16 protein-coding genes are annotated in these 18,651 nt (G+C 61.9%); 11 read left to right on the top strand and 5 right to left on the bottom strand.

The annotated features are described in order from the left end of the window. Position 1: 1 nt before the first annotated feature. On the top strand, positions 2 to 310 hold the full coding sequence (locus NLY36_RS04505; protein WP_023682084.1) for a hypothetical protein: 309 nt from the start codon (positions 2 to 4) through the stop codon (positions 308 to 310). Positions 311 to 325: 15 nt separating this feature from the next. Then, positions 326 to 847: a GNAT family N-acetyltransferase gene (locus NLY36_RS04500; protein WP_023690909.1), complete on the top strand. Its 522-nt coding sequence runs from the start codon at positions 326 to 328 to the stop codon at positions 845 to 847. Here NLY36_RS04500 and NLY36_RS04495 read toward each other — a convergent pair. Then, a complete protein-coding gene (locus NLY36_RS04495) occupies positions 844 to 2,646 on the bottom strand; it encodes an NAD(P)/FAD-dependent oxidoreductase (protein ID WP_023735942.1) in 1,803 nt (600 codons plus the stop codon). The two genes, NLY36_RS04500 and NLY36_RS04495, sit on opposite strands and share 4 nt — an antisense overlap. Before the next feature lie 138 nt (positions 2,647 to 2,784). Next, positions 2,785 to 3,675: a LysR family transcriptional regulator gene (locus tag NLY36_RS04490; RefSeq protein WP_023712476.1), complete on the bottom strand. Its 891-nt coding sequence runs from the start codon at positions 3,673 to 3,675 to the stop codon at positions 2,785 to 2,787. A gap of 121 nt (positions 3,676 to 3,796) precedes the next feature. On the opposite strand from NLY36_RS04490, the gene tmpA reads away from it, so the two are divergent. The 3 genes from tmpA (at position 3,797) to NLY36_RS04475 (ending at position 6,352) form a co-directional block, all read left to right on the top strand. Continuing rightward, the gene (gene tmpA, locus NLY36_RS04485; protein WP_023712477.1) at positions 3,797 to 4,948 is read left to right on the top strand and encodes a 2-trimethylaminoethylphosphonate dioxygenase; all 1,152 of its coding nucleotides are present in this window, start codon (positions 3,797 to 3,799) and stop codon (positions 4,946 to 4,948) included. Beyond that, the gene (gene tmpB / locus NLY36_RS04480) at positions 4,945 to 5,529 is read left to right on the top strand and encodes a (R)-1-hydroxy-2-trimethylaminoethylphosphonate oxygenase (protein ID WP_023707734.1); all 585 of its coding nucleotides are present in this window, start codon (positions 4,945 to 4,947) and stop codon (positions 5,527 to 5,529) included. The genes tmpA and tmpB overlap by 4 nt, the downstream gene beginning before the upstream one ends. A 394-nt stretch (positions 5,530 to 5,923) precedes the next feature. Beyond that, the gene (locus NLY36_RS04475; protein WP_023731683.1) at positions 5,924 to 6,352 is read left to right on the top strand and encodes a hypothetical protein; all 429 of its coding nucleotides are present in this window, start codon (positions 5,924 to 5,926) and stop codon (positions 6,350 to 6,352) included. Positions 6,353 to 6,401: 49 nt separating this feature from the next. On the opposite strand, the gene NLY36_RS04470 is transcribed toward NLY36_RS04475, so the two are convergent. From NLY36_RS04470 to NLY36_RS04460, 3 genes are all read right to left on the bottom strand, one after another. Beyond that, a complete protein-coding gene (locus NLY36_RS04470; RefSeq protein ID WP_023668347.1) occupies positions 6,402 to 7,049 on the bottom strand; it encodes a LuxR C-terminal-related transcriptional regulator in 648 nt (215 codons plus the stop codon). Then, entirely contained in the window at positions 7,046 to 8,437 is a 1,392-nt protein-coding gene (locus NLY36_RS04465) for a sensor histidine kinase (RefSeq protein WP_023690914.1), read from the bottom strand. Before NLY36_RS04465 ends, NLY36_RS04470 begins: the two co-directional genes overlap by 4 nt. A 163-nt stretch (positions 8,438 to 8,600) precedes the next feature. Further along, positions 8,601 to 8,903, bottom strand: coding sequence for a DUF1236 domain-containing protein (locus tag NLY36_RS04460; protein WP_023731684.1), 303 nt, complete (start codon positions 8,901 to 8,903; stop codon positions 8,601 to 8,603). A gap of 579 nt (positions 8,904 to 9,482) precedes the next feature. Between NLY36_RS04460 and NLY36_RS04455 the strand changes: the two genes are divergently transcribed. The 6 genes from NLY36_RS04455 to NLY36_RS04430 all read left to right on the top strand — a co-directional run bounded on the left by NLY36_RS04455 (position 9,483) and on the right by NLY36_RS04430 (position 18,605). Next, positions 9,483 to 10,445 carry a DUF1236 domain-containing protein gene (locus NLY36_RS04455; RefSeq protein WP_023735941.1) on the top strand — a complete coding sequence of 321 codons (963 nt, stop codon included), beginning with the start codon at positions 9,483 to 9,485 and terminating at the stop codon, positions 10,443 to 10,445. 331 nt (positions 10,446 to 10,776) lie between these two features. Continuing rightward, positions 10,777 to 12,573, top strand: a complete 1,797-nt coding sequence (locus tag NLY36_RS04450) for an acetolactate synthase 3 large subunit (RefSeq protein ID WP_023668351.1) — start codon at positions 10,777 to 10,779, stop codon at positions 12,571 to 12,573. Between the two features lie 81 nt (positions 12,574 to 12,654). After that, positions 12,655 to 13,227: an acetolactate synthase small subunit gene (ilvN, locus tag NLY36_RS04445; RefSeq protein ID WP_023668352.1), complete on the top strand. Its 573-nt coding sequence runs from the start codon at positions 12,655 to 12,657 to the stop codon at positions 13,225 to 13,227. A 99-nt stretch (positions 13,228 to 13,326) separates the two neighbouring features. Then, positions 13,327 to 13,923: a LysE family translocator gene (locus tag NLY36_RS04440; RefSeq protein ID WP_023735940.1), complete on the top strand. Its 597-nt coding sequence runs from the start codon at positions 13,327 to 13,329 to the stop codon at positions 13,921 to 13,923. Positions 13,924 to 14,148: 225 nt separating this feature from the next. Continuing rightward, entirely contained in the window at positions 14,149 to 15,444 is a 1,296-nt protein-coding gene (locus NLY36_RS04435; RefSeq protein WP_023735939.1) for an efflux RND transporter periplasmic adaptor subunit, read from the top strand. After that, entirely contained in the window at positions 15,441 to 18,605 is a 3,165-nt protein-coding gene (locus NLY36_RS04430; protein WP_286461701.1) for an efflux RND transporter permease subunit, read from the top strand. The genes NLY36_RS04435 and NLY36_RS04430 overlap by 4 nt, the downstream gene beginning before the upstream one ends. The last annotated feature ends 46 nt before the right edge of the window (positions 18,606 to 18,651 follow it).

The raw sequence follows: 18,651 nt of genomic DNA, 5'->3' as shown, positions 1-18,651 counted from the left end.
CGTGGCAAGACGTCCCAAGCGCTCCGACAATGGCGGACCGCCGCTCGATGATTACAAGGGCCCGCCATGGGGCAAGGGCGATCCCTACATCTTCCTGGCCTGGCAGGCAGCGCATGCCAAGGCGTGGAAGGCGCCAAGCCGTGACGTGATGCTGATGCGCATGGAAAAGGCCGAGCGGCTTGGCCTGACGTATGAGGAATACACGCTCGAAATCCTCGAACGCGGGCTGCATCTGCAGCCGAAAGACACCGATCGCATCGCCGCGATCAAGGCGAGACGAAAGCGGCGCCGCGTCGCGCGTCTGGATTAGCAAGGGAAAGTGCAGGTGAGTCCCATCGAAATCAGGTCGCTGACTGCGGGAACACGCGACATGCTGGCCGACCTCCTGATCGAGACGGTCGCGGCCGGCGGCTCCGTCAGCTTCATGCATCCCTTATCCAGGCAAGCGGCGGAAACTTTCTGGAGCAACTCGTTGATGGCAGCAGAGAGAGGCGAAAGAGCGGTGCTGGGCGCTTGGTATGGCGACGCGTTGGTCGGCACCGTCACCTTGCTGCTCGACTTTCCGGTCAATCAGCCGCACCGGGCCGAGATCGCCAAGCTCATGACCCGCGTCGAACACCGCGGCAAGGGCATAGCGAGCCGGCTGATGCGGGCGGCCGAAACGCTCGCCGTCGAGAAAGGCCGCACGCTTCTGGTGCTGGACACCGCAACCGAGGAGGGCGCTTCCGGCCTTTACGAAAAACTCGGCTTCACGCTCACTGGCGAAATACCGGACTTTGCCCTGAAACCGCATGGCGGGCTGACCGGCACGCTCATCTACTGGAAGCGCATCGGCGGCGCTGCCTAACCCTTGTGGTGAACCTCTTGCAGCGCGTAGACCGGCGTGGCGATGCCTTCCATGCGCGCCTTCAGCTGCAGCGCCAGGAACTGGGAGTAATGGCGCGACTGGTGCAAATTGCCGCCATGGAACCACAGCGCCTCCTGCTGCGTCGGCTTCCACATGTTGCGCAGCTCGCCTTCCCAGGGGCCTGGGTCCTTCGTGGTGTTGGAGCCGAGGCCCCAGCATTTGCCGACCTTGTCGGCGACCTCCCGTGAGATCAAATCGGCCGCCCAGCCATTCATCGAACCGTAGCCGGTGGCGTAGACGATGAGATCGGCCGGCAGTTCCGATCCATCGCTGAGCAGGACCGAATGCTCCTTGATCTCCTTCACGTCGACACCGCTTTTCAGCTTGATCGACCCGTCGATGATCAGGTCGGAGGCGCCGACATCGATGTAATAGCCCGAGCCGCGCCGCAGATATTTCATGAAAAGGCCGGAGCCGTCGTCGCCCCAGTCGAGCATGAAGCCGGCCTTCTCCAGGCCTTTGTAGAAGTTGGCGTCGCGCTTCTTCATCTCGGCATAGGCCGGAATCTGGAATTCGTGCAGGATCTTGTAGGGCAGGGAGGCGAAGACGAGGTCGGCCTTGGCTGTGGTCATGCCGCTCGCAACCGCCTTTTCCGAATAGAGTGAGCCCAGGCCGATCTCCATCAGCGTGTCCGACTTGACGATGTGCGTGGTCGAGCGCTGCACCATGGTGACGTCGGCGCCGGCCTCCCAAAGGGCTGCTGCAATGTCGTGGGCGGAGTTGTTCGAGCCGATGACGGCAGCTTGTCTGCCGACATAGGCATCGGGTCCCGGATGCTTCGAGGAGTGATGCTGGTCGCCCTTGAATGTGTCCATGCCCTTGAAGTTCGGCATGTTGGCCTTGCCGGATTGCCCCGTGGCCAGCACCAATTGTTTCGGCTTCAGCGTGATGTCCTTGCCGTCGCGGCGCACGACAACGGTCCATTCCTTTTTCTTGTCGTCATAAACGGCGCTCTTGGCCTCGGTCGATGACCAGTAATTCAGCTCCATCACCTTGGCGTACATTTCCAGCCAGTCGCCGATCTTGTCCTTGGGCGCGAAGACCGGCCAGTTCTTGGGGAAGTCGATATAGGGCAGATGGTCGTACCAGACCGGGTCGTGCAGGCACAGCGACTTGTAGCGCTTGCGCCAGCTGTCGCCGGCACGCTCGTTCTTCTCGACGATGATGGTGGGCACGCCGAGTTGCCGCAGCCGGGCGCCGAGCGCGATGCCGCCCTGGCCGCCGCCAATGATGAGCGTATAGGGCTGCGTCTTGAAGCCGAGTTCGGCGGCTTCCTTCTCGCGCTCCTCCTTCCAGGTCGGGCGGTTCTTGCCATGGCCGTGCTTGGCGCCGAGCGGGCGGTCGAAACCGGCCGGCTCCTCATGGCCCTTGAGCTCGACCATAGTGGTGAGCAGCGTCCAGATCTTGCCGTCCTTCAGCCGGATGTGGCCGAAGCCGCGCGCGACAGACGTTTCGAAACTGATCCAGCCGTCGAGCACGCCGTCGCTTTCCGTGGCATCCTCGCCCCTGGCGATCGCCCAGTTCGACGGTTTGGTCCTGGCCAACTGGCTGACCAGCATGTCGCGCACCTGATCGCGGCCTTCCATCGTCTTGATGTTCCAGGTGAAGGTGACGAGATCGCGCCAGTAACAATCCTCCTGGAAGCAGGCGACCGCCTTGTTGATGTCGCCGGCGGTGAGTGCCGCGCCGAAGCGATCGAGCAGGTCGGAAAGCTTCTTGTTGGGGGCCTTGTCGAGCATTGAATTTCCTCCGCGATTTTTCCTGGCCGCCCGTAGCGAACGGAACCCTGCCGAAGCTTGACGTCCGGCCTGGCGCAGTATCGCGGCAAATTATGCGCCGCGTCACGTCGTCCAATAGTTTGCCGCGTATTCAGGGGCTTATCGGGAAATCGGGACGCCGAAGACCGTCACGAACCAGCGGCGGACCGCTTCCTCGGCCGGGCTCAGATGCGCGCCCGAAGGTGCGGTCAGATAGTGGCCGGCACCGCTCGACAGCGTAAAGCCGGACAGGGTGACGAGAGATCCTTCGCGCAGTGCCGCGTCGGCCAACGGTCGCGATCCCAGCACCATGCCGGCGCCGTGCTTCGCCGCCTCCAGTGCGGTAACGAAACTGTCGAATTTGTGCGTCGGCCCGAGCGCCGGCTTCATCCGGGCGACGGCGAACCATTCGCCCCACATTTCCCGTGCGCCGACCACTGTAAGTCTCGGCAATCCCGTCCAATCCTTGACGTTGGCGAGATGTGGCGATGCCATCGGCGTCAAGGTTTCGCGGGTCAGGCGGTCGGCCTGCCGTCCGGCAAAGGAGCCGGAGCCAATGCCGAAACGGATGTCGAGACCCACAAAGCGCTCGCCGTAATCGGCCGGTGTGTGGATGGTCTCGATCTGCAGCTGGACGAAGGGCAGGTCCTTGGCCATTTGCGGCAGCTTCGGCGCGATCATCAGCACGGCGAAGGAAATCGGCGAGCGGATCGTCACGCTCTGGACGGTCTTGGGTTCAAACAGCTCGCGCGTGCTGTTGGCGATCACGGCGAAGGCCGATTGCAGATGCGGCAGGTAGGCGGCACCCTCCGGCGTCAATTCGACGCCGCGCGCCAGGCGGATGAACAGCGGCTGCTTCAACCGCTCTTCGAGAGAACGGATGTGCTGGCTGACCGCAGCCTGGGTCAGGCCAAGCTCGGCCGCGGCGGCGGTGAAATTCGACAGCCGCGCGGCGGCCTCGAAACTCCGCAGCCAGTCAAGCGGGGGCAAGGGCAGGGTTGTTTCAGTCATAAACCGTTTAGGGCCTCTGGCTGCAAAATGATAATTTGAGTTATGCCTTCGACATCATCACGATGCAACCGGAAACCCTGCGGAGTTGGCTGCGGGGCGCTGCGGACAGGAACGGATCCCCATGCTTAGCCAGGTGCTGATCGGCGACGAAGGAAGAACGATCGACCTCGGGTGGAAGGACGGCGCGCGCACTCGCTTTCACGCCATGTGGTTGCGCGACAATGCGCTCGACGACAAGACGCGTAGCGCCGGCAACGGCCAGCGGCTGATCACCATTCTCGACATTCCCATGCAGACATGGATCGGCGCAGCCGCGATCAAGGGCGATGCGCTTGAAGTCAGTTTCGAACCGGAGGGAAAGACGGTGCGCTTTCCTGCGGCATGGCTGAGCGCCAATGCCTATGACCGCGATGCCGCCCGACAGCCCGGCTGGACAGGCGAGGGCACCGTGCGATGGACCAGGGCCTCTATGCAGAATTCGGTGCCGCGCGCCGGCTATGTCGCGGCCAGCCGCGACCGCGCCGTCTTGCGGCAATGGCTGTCGGCGGTGAAGACCTACGGCTTCGCGGTGATGGACGATCTGCCGGCCGAATCCGGGGCGCTGTGCAAAGTGTCCGATCTGTTCGGCTATATCAGGGAGACCAATTACGGCCGCTGGTTCGAGGTGCGCGCCGAGGTCAATCCAACCAATCTGGCCTACACCAATCTTGGCCTGCAGGCGCATACCGACAACCCCTATCGTGATCCGGTGCCGACCTTGCAGATCCTGTCGTGTATCGAAAACACGGTCGAGGGCGGCGAATCCAGCGTCGTCGATGGTTTTGCCGTGGCGGCCGCGCTGCAGGCCGAAAACCCCGAAGGCTTCCGGCTGTTGAGTTCATACCCGGCGCGCTTCGAATATGCCGGCTCGTCGGGCGTGCGATTGCAGGCCAAGCGGCCGATGATCGAGCTCGGGCCGGATGGCGAACTCATCGCCATCCGCTTCAACAACCGCTCGCTGGCGCCGACCGTCGATGTGCCGTTCGCGGAGATGGAGGCCTACTACGCCGCCTATCGCCGGTTTGCCGAACTGATCGAGGATCCGTCCTTCGAAGTGACCTTCAAGCTCGAGGCGGGCCAGGCCTTCATCGTCGACAACACCCGCGTCATGCATGCCCGCAAGCAGTTCTCCGGCGCCGGCAAGCGCTGGCTGCAGGGCTGCTACGCCGACAAGGATGGCCTTTTGTCGACGCTGTCGGCGATCGAACACGAATTCAAGGAAGCAGCGGAATGAGCAGCCAGGATTTGAACGCGAGCAACATCGTCGAATTCATCGCCGATATTTTCGAACGCCGAGGGGCTGAATCCTATCTCGGCGAACCCGTCACCATGTCGGAGCACATGTTGCAGGGCGCCTGGTTCGCCGAAAAGGACGGCGCGCCCGATGTGCTGGTGGCGGCAGCACTGCTGCACGATATCGGCCACTACACCAGCGAGTTCGGCACCTATTCGCCCGACGATGTCGAGGACAAGCATCATGACGAAGCCGGCGGCGAGGTGCTGGCGCCGTTCTTTCCACCGGTGATCGTCGAATGCGTCAGGCTGCATGTCGCGGCCAAGCGCTACCTCTGCGCTACCGACCCCACCTATTTCGGCAGGCTGTCGCAGGCCTCGGTCCACACGCTGTCGCTGCAAGGCGGGCCGATGAATGCCGAAGAGGTGGCCGAGTTCCGCAAGAACCCGTTCCACGAGGAAGCGGTGCGGGTTCGCATCTGGGACGAGGCCGGCAAGATCGCCAACATGAAGACCCGGGCATTTCGCGACTACATGCCGCTGCTGCAGCGGGTTGTCCGCGACTTCGCCAATCGCGCCTGATCGCAATCCGGGGAAGGAACGGCATATGCACCGTTTCGACGGCAAACATGCGCTAACCGTATGCCGCCGCAGACTTGCCGCGAGCGTCTGCGTGCGCAGGCGCTCGCGCCTCGCTGCCGATCCCTACCGGTGACGAGCCTTGTCACCGCGGATTTTATTGCGACATCCGTCGGCGCGGCCCAAGATCAGTAGGTCAGACTTCGGTGTATATTTGACTCAGACGAAGGTCTGAGAATCGAGCTGCAAGCACGAAAGGAGAGTTTCCTCAGCGTTTGTGAGCCGCAATTTTGGGCTGTTCATTCTTGAATACCGTGACACATCATGATGTGATGGTGGCATGAATGGAGAAAGGCAGCCCCTGTTTTCATCCGTGCGTCGCCGGGCGTACTTTAGCTTGCGCGTATTCGCGGCGGTTGCGGTGACGATGCCGGTGCTTGGTCTGCGGTTGAGCCATGTCGACGGTTACAAGATCGAATTCGCCGCTGCCAGCGCCAAGAGCGGAAACAATGGCAATGGTAACGGTGGTGGCAACGGTAGTGGTAACGGTAATGGCTCAGGCGGCAACGCCGGGAATGGCAACGCCAACGGAAAGGGAAAAAATGGTGCCGGCGACAACGCCGCCGGTAGCCAAGCTCCCAGTAGCCAAGTCAATGCCGCTGGCGACACGGTGACGGTACAGGGCGCCAAAATCCAGGTCGTGCATCGCGATGGATTCAGCGAAAGCATCGAGGCCGGCCGCTTCACTATGAAGGATCCGCTTGGAAGGACAATTGTCGAACGCGCCGTAAGGGCCTCCGACATTGCTCGTCTGAAAGGGCTGTAACTGTTGGTTCGCCAACCAGCATCCGACCTTCAGACAAGCCCCGATCTCCCTATACAAGACCCGTTTTGGGCGCGTGCATAAGAATGGCTGCTTCGGTGCGGTTTCGCACCTTTAGCTTTTGAAATATCCGAGTCATGTGGTGTTTTACCGTTTTCTCCTGCAGGTTGAGACGTTTGGCGACTTCTTTATTGCTCAGTCCTTCGCCTACCAAGGAGATTATCCCAAGCTCGCGTCCCGAGAGATTGGCAACGAGATCGGTTGTGCGCTTTTCCGGCCGGATCAGTTCATTCAAAAGCTGCGCTGACAGGGTCGGCGAAACATATTTTTTTCCTGCGGCTATATAAGTCAGCACCTCGGCCAGCGATGCCGCCCCAATCCCTTTCAGCACATATCCGCGTACGCCCAGCCTGAGCGCCGTTGCCAAATCGGCGTTCGCCTCCGAGACGGTGAGCATGACGATCTTGCAGTCAGGCTGAGTTGCAAGAATATTTTCCGCTGCCGCCAGACCCCCTCCCGGCAAACTGATGTCTAGCAGCAATATGTCGGGATTTGCCAAGGCCGCAAGCTGTTCGGCATCCGTCGCGGTTTCGCCCGCACCAACGACTTCGAAGCCGCCGATTTCGGCGAGGCTGCGAGCCACACCCTCGCGAAACAGCGGATGATCATCAACAATGGCAATCCTTATGGGAGCGGTCATTTCTGGTCCTCGATGTTGAGCGTTATGGTCAGCCGGGTCCCCCTGGGGCTCGAAAAGGTCTCGAAGTGACCTCCGATACTTTCGATACGTTCCCTCATACCGGCGAGTCCAAGTCCTTCACACGATCCCGACTGGAATCCAGGGCCGTGATCAAGCACTTGAATGAGGAGCTTGCCCTGCGTCACTCTCGCCTTGACAGCCTGCCCCTTGCCCAGACCGTGTCGCCAGGCATTGTTCAGCCCCTCCTGCGCGAAGCGAAAGATGCTTATTTTCTCGGACGTCCCCAGGTCGGGCAGGCGAGATGGCAGTGAAAGCGATACGGAGGAGGCCGTCCGGCGTTCATGTTCGGCAACTGCAAGCCGCAATATCTCCGCGACTGTCGAAGCTTCGATCTGTGGCAGCACGAGGCCGGTGCAGATGGCGCGGATCTCCCGCATCGCCTCGTCCAACGTATGATGGATATCGGCGATCTCGGTCTTCCGGTGGCTTGGGGATGCGGCGGGATCGAGCAGCAGAGGGCTGTCCATGCGCAGCGCAGCCAGTGCGACCAGCTGAGCTGGACCGTCATGCAAATCAGACCCGATGCGACGCAAGTAACGCTCGTTGATTGCCGTTGCGCGGCGCGACGCCTGCTGGACGCGCTCCCGCAAAGCGGAATTCTGCTCCAAAAGCAACTGAAGTTCGGCCACTTGTGTCTCAAGCGCTGAACGCTGCGTTTCGATAGTGCTGCTGCCGCGAAGCACGATTCCCGAGAGCATCGCCAAGGCGACCGCGGTCGCGCCAGCCACGAGCAGCCAGCTCGACCATAGTGCCGAGTTTAAAGTGCCCTGAAGATCGTCGGCTATCTCGTAGAACTCGGAAACGGCCACAACATCGCCCGACCACGGCTCTCGAACCGGATTGTAGATCTCGAGCAGCGAGGCGGTGGGGCTCTTCCGTTCCTTCCTTTCATTTTCGTCCAGATCATTGAATTGCGCCACCACGTTTCCACCGAACGCATGCAGCAAGTTCGCATTTGGCTCGAAGGTCTGGCCGATAAGAGCCGCGTCTTTGGCGTACAGCACCTTGCCATCACGCCGCCAAAGCACGAACGACGCCAGTTTTTTGCCGAGAGCACCCTGGTCCAGGGTTTCATCGAGCGCCCGTTTAACGGTGTCGCTGAGCTGCTGGCTTTTGCGCATATCCGGCAGGATTGGCGCGATGACACTGTCGACGTAAAGCGCGGTCGTGCTTGCAGAGTTGCGGATCACTCCATCTCGTATTTGCGAGGTGACCCATAGGCCGACGACCAGCATCAGCGACAGCAGCCCAATGCTTCCGACTATGATGAACTGCCAAGCCAACGATAGCCTGTTCCAGTTTTGATAGAGACTATCAATGTAGCGCACGTCTCAACCGACCCCGCGACTTTGGCCGCGCCAAAATGCCTAAGCCATCCTACATCTAGAACGGTCGATGGTGCGAGCAAGCGCTAGGTTGAATTGCCGGGGAAACCGCAATTTCAGGGCATGATCCCACCGCCACCCGCGGGGAACGGCGGTGGGATCAGCGTTACTGTATAATCTTGACGATCTTCCGCGTGCCGGGGTCGACCAGCACGGTTCGCCCGTCGACCACAACGTAGCGATACTTGACGCTCGGCACTTCATGCAGTTCCACCGTGTCGGGAATGGCGGTCCCCACGTTCAATTCGACACCTGGAATCTTCACCGACGCAAGGGGCTGCTTTTTCACGTATTCGCGCACAACCGTTTCCTGCTCCGGCGCGATGATGACGTCTTGAGCGGCAACTACGCCCGCGCTCGCGAGCAGCAAGAATCCGGCAATTGCGGTCGACTGGTACATGGTCGTCATGATTCTCTCCTTCATCAACGCTCATGCATCTTGCGCGAGCTCGATTCCGATACGGTGGTTGTTGGTGAGGTTGATGCACACCGCAAGCCGAACGGGCTTTTCGCGGCTGCGTTCCCGCGTGGGGCTTCGGTCCGGGCGTCATCGGGCCAATGGACTATAGGGAGAGGGACCAAAGTCTGGTGCCAGGCTGTAGAGGTCCTAGAGCCTCCTCAGGGCGGAACACAGGGTTCTCGGCATCGTTGAGATCAGCACTTGTGGGAGGCGTTAATGGACAACAGCGTCCATCAGGCACGATGGTTGCTCTTGCCTGTTTTCGGGGTAGCCATCCTGGTCATGACGACGGGAGTACTTCTAAGCTTGTGAGGCTGGTGTCATCGCTATGGGATCACAAGCTCAGAAAAAAGCAAAAATCTTGCGTTGCATTAATTTTTTGATGCAATTTGTAGCTGATTGTTGGCAAAACTACTGCCTACATTTATTGGTCTTCTTAGAAGCCCGATTTTATTCGCAAAATGCGGAACAAAGTATTTTTGACAGAGTTGGCTAGGCTGAGGGACCGACTCTTTAAGGAGAAAGCAGATGAAACATGTGTTGATCACGAGCATGATTGCGCTTGGCGTCGGGTGCGGCGCCGCGATCGCCCAGACCCAGGCTGTGCAGCCGAGCGGCGGCGACAACTGCGCCGCTGGCGCGGCCGATTGCCAGAAGGGCGGCAAGGCCGGCGAACAGGCGCAAGGCAAGATGAAGTCACAGACCGATCAGAATGCACAGGGCCAGGCTGGCGCCACGACCGATCAGCAGGCTCAGGGCAAAGCCAAGCTCAAGACGGATGAACAGGCACAGGGCAAGGCCGGGACCAGTACCGAGCAGAATGCTCAGGGTCAGGCCGGCGCCACGACCGATCAGCAGGCTCAGGGCAAGGCCAAGCTCAAGACGGATGAACAGGCCCAGGGCAAGGCCGGGACCAGCACCGAGCAGAATGCTCAGGGCCAGACCGGCACCAGCACCGAGAAGCAGGCTCAGGGCAAGGCCAAGCTCAAGACGGATGAACAGGCCCAAGGCAAGGCCGGGCCCAGCACCGAGCAGAACGCTCAGGGCCAGACCGGCACCAGCACCGAGAAGCAGGCTCAGGGCAAAGCCGGGACCAGCACCGAGCAGAACGCTCAGGGCCAGACCGGCACCAGCACGGACCAGCAGGCCCAGGGCAAGGCCGGGACCACCACCGAGCAGAACGCTCAGGGCAACACAAACGTCCAGACCGACCAGGGCAATACGGCCTCGATCAACAACGTGACAGTCGAGCAGAAGACGCAGGTCACGCAGATCATCCACGAGACCAGGGTTGAGCCGGTGAAGAACGTCGACTTCGACATTTCGGTCGGCATCGAGGTGCCGCGGCACAAAGTGCGCCTGCACCGTCTGCCGGCGCGCATTGTCAAGATCGTCCCGGCTTACGAATCCTATGAGTACTTCGTGCTGGCCGACGGGCGCATCGTCATCGTCGACCCGGATACGTACAAGATCGTGCTGATCCTGACGTGACACGGCAGTGGCTCTTGTTCCCGGCGCGGTGCGATTGAGGGGTATCGTATGCGCCGCGGTGGCCCGCCGACCAGAGGCGGCGGGCCACTTGCTTTGTCTTTCGCATCGCGCGTTTTTCCCGTTGACACCTTGCCTTTCACCCTCGTAGTGTCCGCCACGATGAAAAAGGCACTCATTCTCGTAGGAAAGCGCGTGGGCAAGGCGGTGTAACCGCCGGGCGAAAACCTCCCATGCGCAACACACAGGCTCCCATCGGGGGCCTTTTTTATTGCCCGAAACACGACTAAACGACCAGCAATCGCCTCATGGCTAGAAGTACGGGACCAGACCGATGAGCAACGGACAGAACGAACGGCGCGAAATGCCAAACAGGGAAATGACTGGCGCCGAAATGGTGGTGCAGGCGCTGAAGGACAATGGCGTCAAGCATGTCTTCGGCTATCCCGGCGGCGCGGTGCTTCCGATCTATGACGAAATCTTCCAGCAGGACGAGGTCGAGCACATCCTCGTCCGCCACGAGCAAGGCGCAGGGCATGCGGCCGAAGGCTATGCCCGCTCGACCGGCAAGGCCGGCGTCATGCTGGTGACCTCCGGCCCGGGCGCCACCAATGCGGTGACGCCGCTGCAGGATGCGCTGATGGATTCGATCCCGCTGGTCTGCCTGACCGGGCAGGTGCCGACTTCGCTGATCGGCTCCGACGCGTTCCAGGAGTGCGACACGGTCGGCATCACGCGCCCCTGCACCAAGCACAACTGGCTGGTGAAGGACGTCAACGAATTGGCCGCCACCATCCATGAGGCCTTCCATGTCGCGACGACCGGCCGCCCCGGCCCGGTGGTGGTCGACATTCCGAAGGATGTGCAGTTCGCCAAAGGCATCTATGTGCCGCCGCAGGCGGCGCCGCGCACCAGCTACCAGCCGAAGGTCCAGGGCGACCTGGAAAAGATCAAGGCCGCCGTCGAACTGATGGCCAGCGCCAAGAAGCCGATCATCTATTCGGGCGGCGGCGTCATCAACTCCGGTCCGGAGGCCAGCCATCTTCTGCGCGAACTGGTCGACCTCACCGGCTTCCCGATCACCTCGACGCTGATGGGCCTCGGCGCGTATCCGGCATCGGGCAAGAACTGGATGGGCATGCTGGGCATGCACGGCACTTATGAAGCCAATATGGCGATGCATGATTGCGACGTGATGATCTGCATCGGCGCGCGCTTCGACGACCGCATCACCGGACGGCTGACCGCCTTCTCGCCCAACTCGAAGAAGATCCACATCGACATCGATCCATCGTCGATCAACAAGAACGTGCACACGGAAGTGCCCATCATCGGCGATGTCGGCCGGGTGCTGGAGGACATGGTGCGGCTGTGGCGGGCGAGCGCCAAGGCCGACAAGAAGGCGCTCCATCCCTGGTGGGAGCAGATCGCCAAATGGCGCGCGCGTGACTCGCTCGCGTTCAAGATGAACCACGATGTGATCATGCCGCAATATGCCATCCAGCGGCTCTACGAACTGACCAAGGACATGGACACCTACATCACCACCGAGGTCGGCCAGCACCAGATGTGGGCGGCGCAGCACTATCATTTCGAGAAGCCGAACCGCTGGATGACGTCGGGCGGGTTGGGCACGATGGGCTACGGTCTGCCGGCTGCGCTCGGCGTGCAGATCGCGCACCCGGATGCGCTGGTCATCGACATCGCAGGCGATGCCTCGGTGCAGATGACGATGCAGGAGATGAGCGCGGCGGTGCAGCACAATGCGCCGATCAAGATCTTCATCCTCAACAACCAGTATATGGGCATGGTGCGCCAGTGGCAGCAGCTGCTGCACGGCAACCGTCTGTCGCATTCCTACACCGAAGCGATGCCCGACTTCGTCAAGCTGGCCGACGCATATGGCGGCCATGGCATTCGCTGCGAGAAGCCGGACGAGCTGGACGATGCGATCAAGGAGATGATCGCGGTGAAGAAGCCGGTGCTGTTCGATTGCCGGGTGGCGACGCTCGCCAACTGCTTCCCGATGATCCCGTCGGGCAAGGCGCATAATGAAATGCTCCTGCCCGACGAGGCGACCGACGAAGCCGTGGCCAACGCCATCGACGCCAAGGGCAGGGAACTGGTCTAGGTCCAAGCCGGGGCAGGGCTGTCGCGAGAAGCCGTGCGCAAACAGAGAATTAGCTCAAAGTCTGAAATCGAGATTCATGTCATGAACGCACAGCTTCAACCGACCGGCTCCGCCTATTTCATCGCCAAGGAAACGGAAAAGCCGGAGAACCACACGCTCTCCGTGCTGGTCGACAATGAGCCCGGTGTGCTTGCCCGGGTCATCGGCCTGTTTTCCGGCCGCGGTTATAACATCGAGAGCCTCACCGTCTCCGAGACCGAACACGAGAAGCACCTGTCGCGCATCACCATCGTGACGCGCGGCACGCCGCATGTGCTGGAGCAGATCAAGCACCAGCTCGAACGCATCGTACCGGTGCATCGCGTCGTCGATCTCACCGTGCGCTCGCACGAGTTCGGCCAGGAGCGGCCGCTGGAACGCGAGTTGGCGCTGGTCAAGGTCGCCGGCACCGGCGAAGCCCGCGTCGAGGCGCTGCGTCTGGCGGACGCTTTTCGCGCTTCGGTCATCGACGCCAACACCGAGCACTTCATCTTCGAGATTACCGGCAAGGGTTCGAAGCTCGACCAGTTCATCGCCATCATGAAGCCGCTCGGCCTGGTCGAGATCTGCCGCACCGGCGTGGCGGCGATGAACCGCGGCCCGCAGGGGATGTAGGCCTTCATGCGCGCGGCGGGGCGCTTTGGACCAATGGAATGAGGTTGCGTCCAGCGCCCTGTCGATTTAAGTCAGTATTGCTGACCTTTGTGAGCCGTCATGACCCTCGACGCTTTCCTTGCCCTTTTGGTCTACGCCTTCGTGACCTCGATCACGCCGGGGCCGAACAACCTCATGCTCTTGGCGTCGGGCGTGAATTTCGGCCTGGTCAGAACCATTCCGCATATGCTGGGCATCAGCATGGGTTTCCTGGTGCTGTTGCTTGCTGTCGGCTTTGGCCTGGGCGCGGTGCTTACGGCGTTTCCGGCCTTGCACACCGGATTGAAGATCGCCGGCGCTGCCTATCTGCTCTATCTCGCCTGGAAGATCGCCATGTCGCGCTCGCTGTCCAGCAAGGGTGAGACGGAGGCACGGCCGATGCGGTTCATCGAGGCAGCCGCATTCCAGTGGGTCAATGCGAAAGCCTGGGTGATGGCGATCACCGCCATGGCCGTCTACTCCAATCCGGACCACCCGTTCCTGTCGGTGGCGCTGATCGCGATCGCCTTCACCGTCGTCAACCTGCCGAGCGTCTCGGTGTGGGCCGGTTTCGGCACGGCGCTGCGCGGGTTCCTGTCGGATCCGGTGAGGCTGAAATGGTTCAACATCGCCATGGGTGTGCTCTTGGGGGCGACGCTCTGGCCGATGCTGAAGTAGACGCATCCCGCCTGAGATCTCAACCGCATCCTGGCTGGTTTTCCGACTGCTGAGCCGGCTGCATAGTCATTGTGCAGTGCACATTAAATCTTCGTAATGCCGTGTTTTGGCCCTTTTCCGACAAATGTGCGTCCTATCTACTTCGGCGAGATCGCGGCAAGACGCCGTGATTGGGTAGAATGAGACCACCGGGTTCGGCGTGTCGGATCATAGGGCTTTCAGTCGATGCGCGGAAAAGTCGTTCTGGCGGTGGTGGTGGCAGCGGCCTGTGTCGCCGCGGCATGGGTCTATTTTTCGCCGGCGGCAATGAGCAGTCTGCGGCAGATGCTGCCGGGCGCCAGGCAGGCGGCAGCAACGGACAAGCCGGCTGGATCGGACAAGGCTTCGGCCGACAAGGCTGGGGGCAAATCCGGCGCCGGCGGTAATGCCGCCCGTTCGGCCTCGATCGTCTCGGCCACCGCGACAATGGCCGATTTTCCGATCCGCCGTTACGCCATCGGCTTCGTGTCTTCGCCGGCCGTGGTCAACATCAACGCCCGCGTGTCCAGCCAGATCGTATCGATCGACGTCAAGGACGGCCAGATGGTGAAGGCCGGCGACCTGCTGTTCTCGCTCGACGACAGGGCGCTCAAGGCGCAGCTTGCCAAGGATCAGGCGACGCTCGCCAAGGACCAGGCGCTGCTAACCAGTTCGGGCTCCGACCTCCAGCGCGCCAAGGATCTCGTCGCCAAGCAGGCCGGCACGCAGCAGACCTACGACCAGGCGGTGGCGGCGCAAAAGGCTGCCGCGGCGACGGTCGATGCCGACAAGGCGACGATCGACGCCGACAATGTCCAGCTCGGCTTTGCCAGCATCAAGGCGCCGATTGCCGGCCGGCTGGGCGCGGTCAACGTTTCGGTCGGTGACCTGGTTACCTTGAGCAACGGCAACTCGAGCACGGCCACGCCGCTGGTGACGATCACCGAGATGGATCCGCTGCAAGTCAACTTCAACCTGCCGGAGAGCAACCTGGCGCTGCTGCACAAGGCGCTGGCCAACCCGCAGCAAGGCGCGGTGACGCTGACCAAGGATGGCGATCCGATGCCGATCGGCAAGGGCACGCTCGACTTCGTCGATTCCAGCGTCGACACCGCGTCCGGTACGATCGCGACACGGGCGAGCATTCCCAATGCCGATCTTTCACTGTGGCCCGGCCAGTATGTGAATGTCGTGCTCGACGCCGGCATCATGCCGCAGATGACATCCATCCCGACGGTCGCGATCCAGCCCAGCCAGAAGGGGCCGTTCGTCTATGCCGTCAAGCCGGACAACACGGTCGAGATGCGGCCGGTGCAGGTGGCGCTGACCGAAGGCGAAAACAGCGCCATCAGCGAGGGCGTCAAGTCGGGCGAGAAGGTTGTCGTCGAGGGCCAAACCAGGCTGAAGGACGGCGCCAGCGTGCATGAAGGCAAGGCAACTGCCGGCCGTCAGGCAGCGCCTAAGGTGGCGGAAGCCGACAAAGCCGGCGGAGCTGCCCAATGATCTCAGAATTCTGCATAAGAAGGCCCGTCGCGACGCTGCTGATGTCGTTCGCCCTCGTGCTGGGCGGGCTGTTTGCCTACAAGTTCCTGCCGGTGGCGGCGCTGCCGAGCGCCGAATTCCCGGTCGTCAATGTCTCGGCCAACCTGGCCGGCGCGTCACCCGAAACCATGGCCACTTCGGTGGCGACGCCGCTGATCAAGCAGTTCGCCACCATTGCCGGCATCGATTCCATCTCGACCAGCAATTCGCTGGGACGCACGTCCATTGCCATCCAGTTCGTGCTCAACCGGGATATCGACGCGGCGGCCGCCGACGTGCAGGCGGCGATCGCACGCACGCAGCGGCAACTGCCGCCCGAGATGACAGCGCCGCCGAGCTATCGCAAGGTCAATCCGGCCGACGCGCCGATCCTTCTGATGTCGCTGGTCAGCGACACGGTTCCGCTCACCGACCTCGACGCCTTCGCCGAAAACGTCATCTCGCCCTCGCTGTCGACCATCGACGGCGTGGCGCAGGTGTCGATCTTCGGCCAGCAGAAATATGCGGTGCGCGTGCAGATCGACCCGACGGCGCTGGCGGCGCGCGGCATTTCGATCGACCAGCTGCAGACGGCAATCGCGTCGGCCAACTCCAACACGCCGCTCGGCGTCTTGCAGAACGACAAGCAGCAGCTGACCATCACGGCCAATACGCAGCTCACCGATGCCGCCGGGTTCTCCAACCTCATCATCGCCACCAAGAACGGCCATCCGGTGCGGCTGGGCGAGGTGACGCGCGTCATCGACTCGGTCGAGACCACGACGACTGCAAGCTGGTATGACGGCACGCGCGCCATCATCCTGGCGGTGCAGCGCCAGCCCGACGCCAACACGGTCGACGTCGTCGACAAGGTCAAGGCGATGCTGCCGTCGTTCAAGGACCAAATGCCGGCCGCCGCCGACATCAAGCTGCTCAACGACCGTTCGACCTCGATCCGCCAGGCCGTCGACGACGTCCAGTTCACGCTGCTTCTGACCATCGCTTTGGTGGTGATGGTGATCTTCGTCTTCCTGCGCCGGGTGACCGCAACCATCATTCCGGCCGTGGCGGTGCCGATTTCGCTGATCGCGACGCTCGGCGCCATGTTCCTGTTCGGCTTTTCCATCGACAACATCTCGCTGATGGGCCTGACGCTCGCAGTCGGCCTCGTCGTCGACGACGCCATCGTCATGCTGGAAAACATCTTTCGCCACATGGAGGAGGACGGTCTCTCGGCCTTCGATGCCTCGCTGAAAGGCGCGCGCGAGATCGGCTTCACCATCATCTCGATCTCGATCTCGCTGGTGGCGGTGTTCATCCCCGTGCTTTTGATGGGCGGCGTCATAGGCCGCATCTTCAACGAATTCGCCGTCGTGGTGACGGTCGCCATCCTGGCTTCGATGTTCGTGTCGCTGACACTGACGCCGATGCTGTGTTCGCGCTTGCTGTCGGTGACCAAGGCCGATCGCGACAAGCATGCCCCCGGCCACAAGCACGATATCGTCACCCGCGGCTATGACCGGCTTTTGACCTTCTGCCTGCGCCACACTTTTCTGGTGTTCCTCGTCTTCGTCGGCACGGCGGCAGGGTCGGTCTGGCTGATCGAGGTCTCGCCGAAAGGCTTTTTCCCGCAAGAGGATATCGGCCAGATCTCGGTGACGACGATCGCCAGGCAGGACATCTCCTACGACGCCATGGTCAAGCTGCAGAACCAGGCGGCAAGTGTCTTCTCGCGTTCGCCCTATGTCTCGCATGTGGCCTGGTCAGCCGGCGGCGGCAACAATGCGCTGAACCAGGGCCAGCTCTATGTGCAGCTGAAGGACAAGAGCCAGCGCCCCGACATCGATAAGGTGCTGTCGGATCTGCGGCGGCAGCTGGCCGTCGTGCCGGGGATCGATGCCTATATGCAGCCGGTGCAGAACCTGCGGCTTGGCGCGCGTTCTTCCGCCAGCGCCTACCAGCTCGTCGTTCAGGGCCTCGATACCGGCCTGACCGACACATGGGCGCAAAAGCTCAACGATGCGATGGCGGCCGATCATGCGAATTTCACCGACGTCACCAGCGATCTGCAGAACAATTCATTGCAGGCGACGCTGGTGGTCGATCGCGACAAGGCGGCGTCGCTCGGCATCGACACCGACACGCTGCGCTCCAGTCTCTATGGCGGCTTCGGCACGGAGCAGGTCTCGACGATCTTCGGCTCGGCCGACAGCTACGAAGTCATCATGGAGCTCGATCCCAACATCGAATGGTCGCCCGAGCGCATGCTGGCCATCCAGGTCAGGACGGCAAGCGGCAGCCTGGTGCCGCTCGGCGCCTTTGCCCGCGTCGACCGCACCGCCGGCGCGCTGACGGTCAACCAGCTCGGCCAGCTGCCCGCGGTGACCATCTCCTACAACCTGCCGCAAGGCGTGGCGCTGGGCGACAGCACGGCCCGCATCGCCGCGCTGAAGGAGCAGATCGGCATGCCGCCGGCGATTTCGACCAGCTTTGCCGGCACCGCCAAGACCTTCCAGGACTCGCTGGCCAATCAGGGCCTGCTGATCGGCGGCGCCATTCTGACCATTTATATCGTACTCGGCATCCTCTATGAGAGCTTCATCCATCCGCTGACCATTCTGACCGGCCTGCCTTCGGCGGTGCTGGGCGCCGTGGTCGCGCTGCGCTTTGCCGGCATGGACCTGTCGGTGATCGCGGTGATCGGCATCCTGATGCTGATCGGCATCGTCAAGAAGAACGGCATCATGATGGTCGACGTCGCGCTGGAGCTGCGACGAGAAGGCATGTCGGCCAAGGAGTCCATACACAAGGCGTGCCTGATGCGTTTCAGGCCGATCATGATGACGACGTTGGCGGCGCTGATGGGCACGTTCCCGATCGCGCTCGGCACCGGCGCCAGTGCTGAGCTGCGCCAGCCGCTCGGTGTCGCGGTGGTTGGCGGTCTCCTGGCGTCGCAGGCGCTGACGCTGTTCGTCACCCCTGTCATCTATGTCTATTTCGAGAATTTCTCCGGCTGGCTGGTGAGCTTCTTCTCTTGGAAAAAGAACAGGCCGGCGCTGCATGCGGTCGAGAGCGGCGAGCAGGCGTCGCTGTTCGGCCCCGAGGACCGGCTCATCGAACCCCAGAAGGCCGCCGCCGAATAGGGGATAGCCCGTGGCCCAAGCTGTCATGCTTGCGGCCATGGGCCGC

It is taken from the genome of Mesorhizobium sp. C399B, from assembly GCF_030323185.1.
Lineage (GTDB): Bacteria > Pseudomonadota > Alphaproteobacteria > Rhizobiales > Rhizobiaceae > Mesorhizobium.
Note: the sequence above shows the minus strand (reverse complement) of the source record. Positions and strands in the feature narration are given on the sequence as shown.

Bases quoted from the DNA above. Each gene is read 5' to 3' on its own strand.
- NLY36_RS04495 (WP_023735942.1), bottom strand. From the start codon at position 2,646: ATGCTCGACAAGGCCCCCAACAAGAAGCTTTCCGACCTGCTCGATCGC.
- NLY36_RS04490 (WP_023712476.1), bottom strand. From the start codon at position 3,675: ATGACTGAAACAACCCTGCCCTTGCCCCCGCTTGACTGGCTGCGGAGT.
- tmpA (WP_023712477.1), top strand. From the start codon at position 3,797: ATGCTTAGCCAGGTGCTGATCGGCGACGAAGGAAGAACGATCGACCTC.
- tmpB (WP_023707734.1), top strand. From the start codon at position 4,945: ATGAGCAGCCAGGATTTGAACGCGAGCAACATCGTCGAATTCATCGCC.
- NLY36_RS04470 (WP_023668347.1), bottom strand. From the start codon at position 7,049: ATGACCGCTCCCATAAGGATTGCCATTGTTGATGATCATCCGCTGTTT.
- NLY36_RS04460 (WP_023731684.1), bottom strand. From the start codon at position 8,903: ATGACGACCATGTACCAGTCGACCGCAATTGCCGGATTCTTGCTGCTC.
- NLY36_RS04455 (WP_023735941.1), top strand. From the start codon at position 9,483: ATGAAACATGTGTTGATCACGAGCATGATTGCGCTTGGCGTCGGGTGC.
- NLY36_RS04450 (WP_023668351.1), top strand. From the start codon at position 10,777: ATGAGCAACGGACAGAACGAACGGCGCGAAATGCCAAACAGGGAAATG.
- ilvN (WP_023668352.1), top strand. From the start codon at position 12,655: ATGAACGCACAGCTTCAACCGACCGGCTCCGCCTATTTCATCGCCAAG.
- NLY36_RS04440 (WP_023735940.1), top strand. From the start codon at position 13,327: ATGACCCTCGACGCTTTCCTTGCCCTTTTGGTCTACGCCTTCGTGACC.
- NLY36_RS04435 (WP_023735939.1), top strand. From the start codon at position 14,149: ATGCGCGGAAAAGTCGTTCTGGCGGTGGTGGTGGCAGCGGCCTGTGTC.
- NLY36_RS04430 (WP_286461701.1), top strand. From the start codon at position 15,441: ATGATCTCAGAATTCTGCATAAGAAGGCCCGTCGCGACGCTGCTGATG.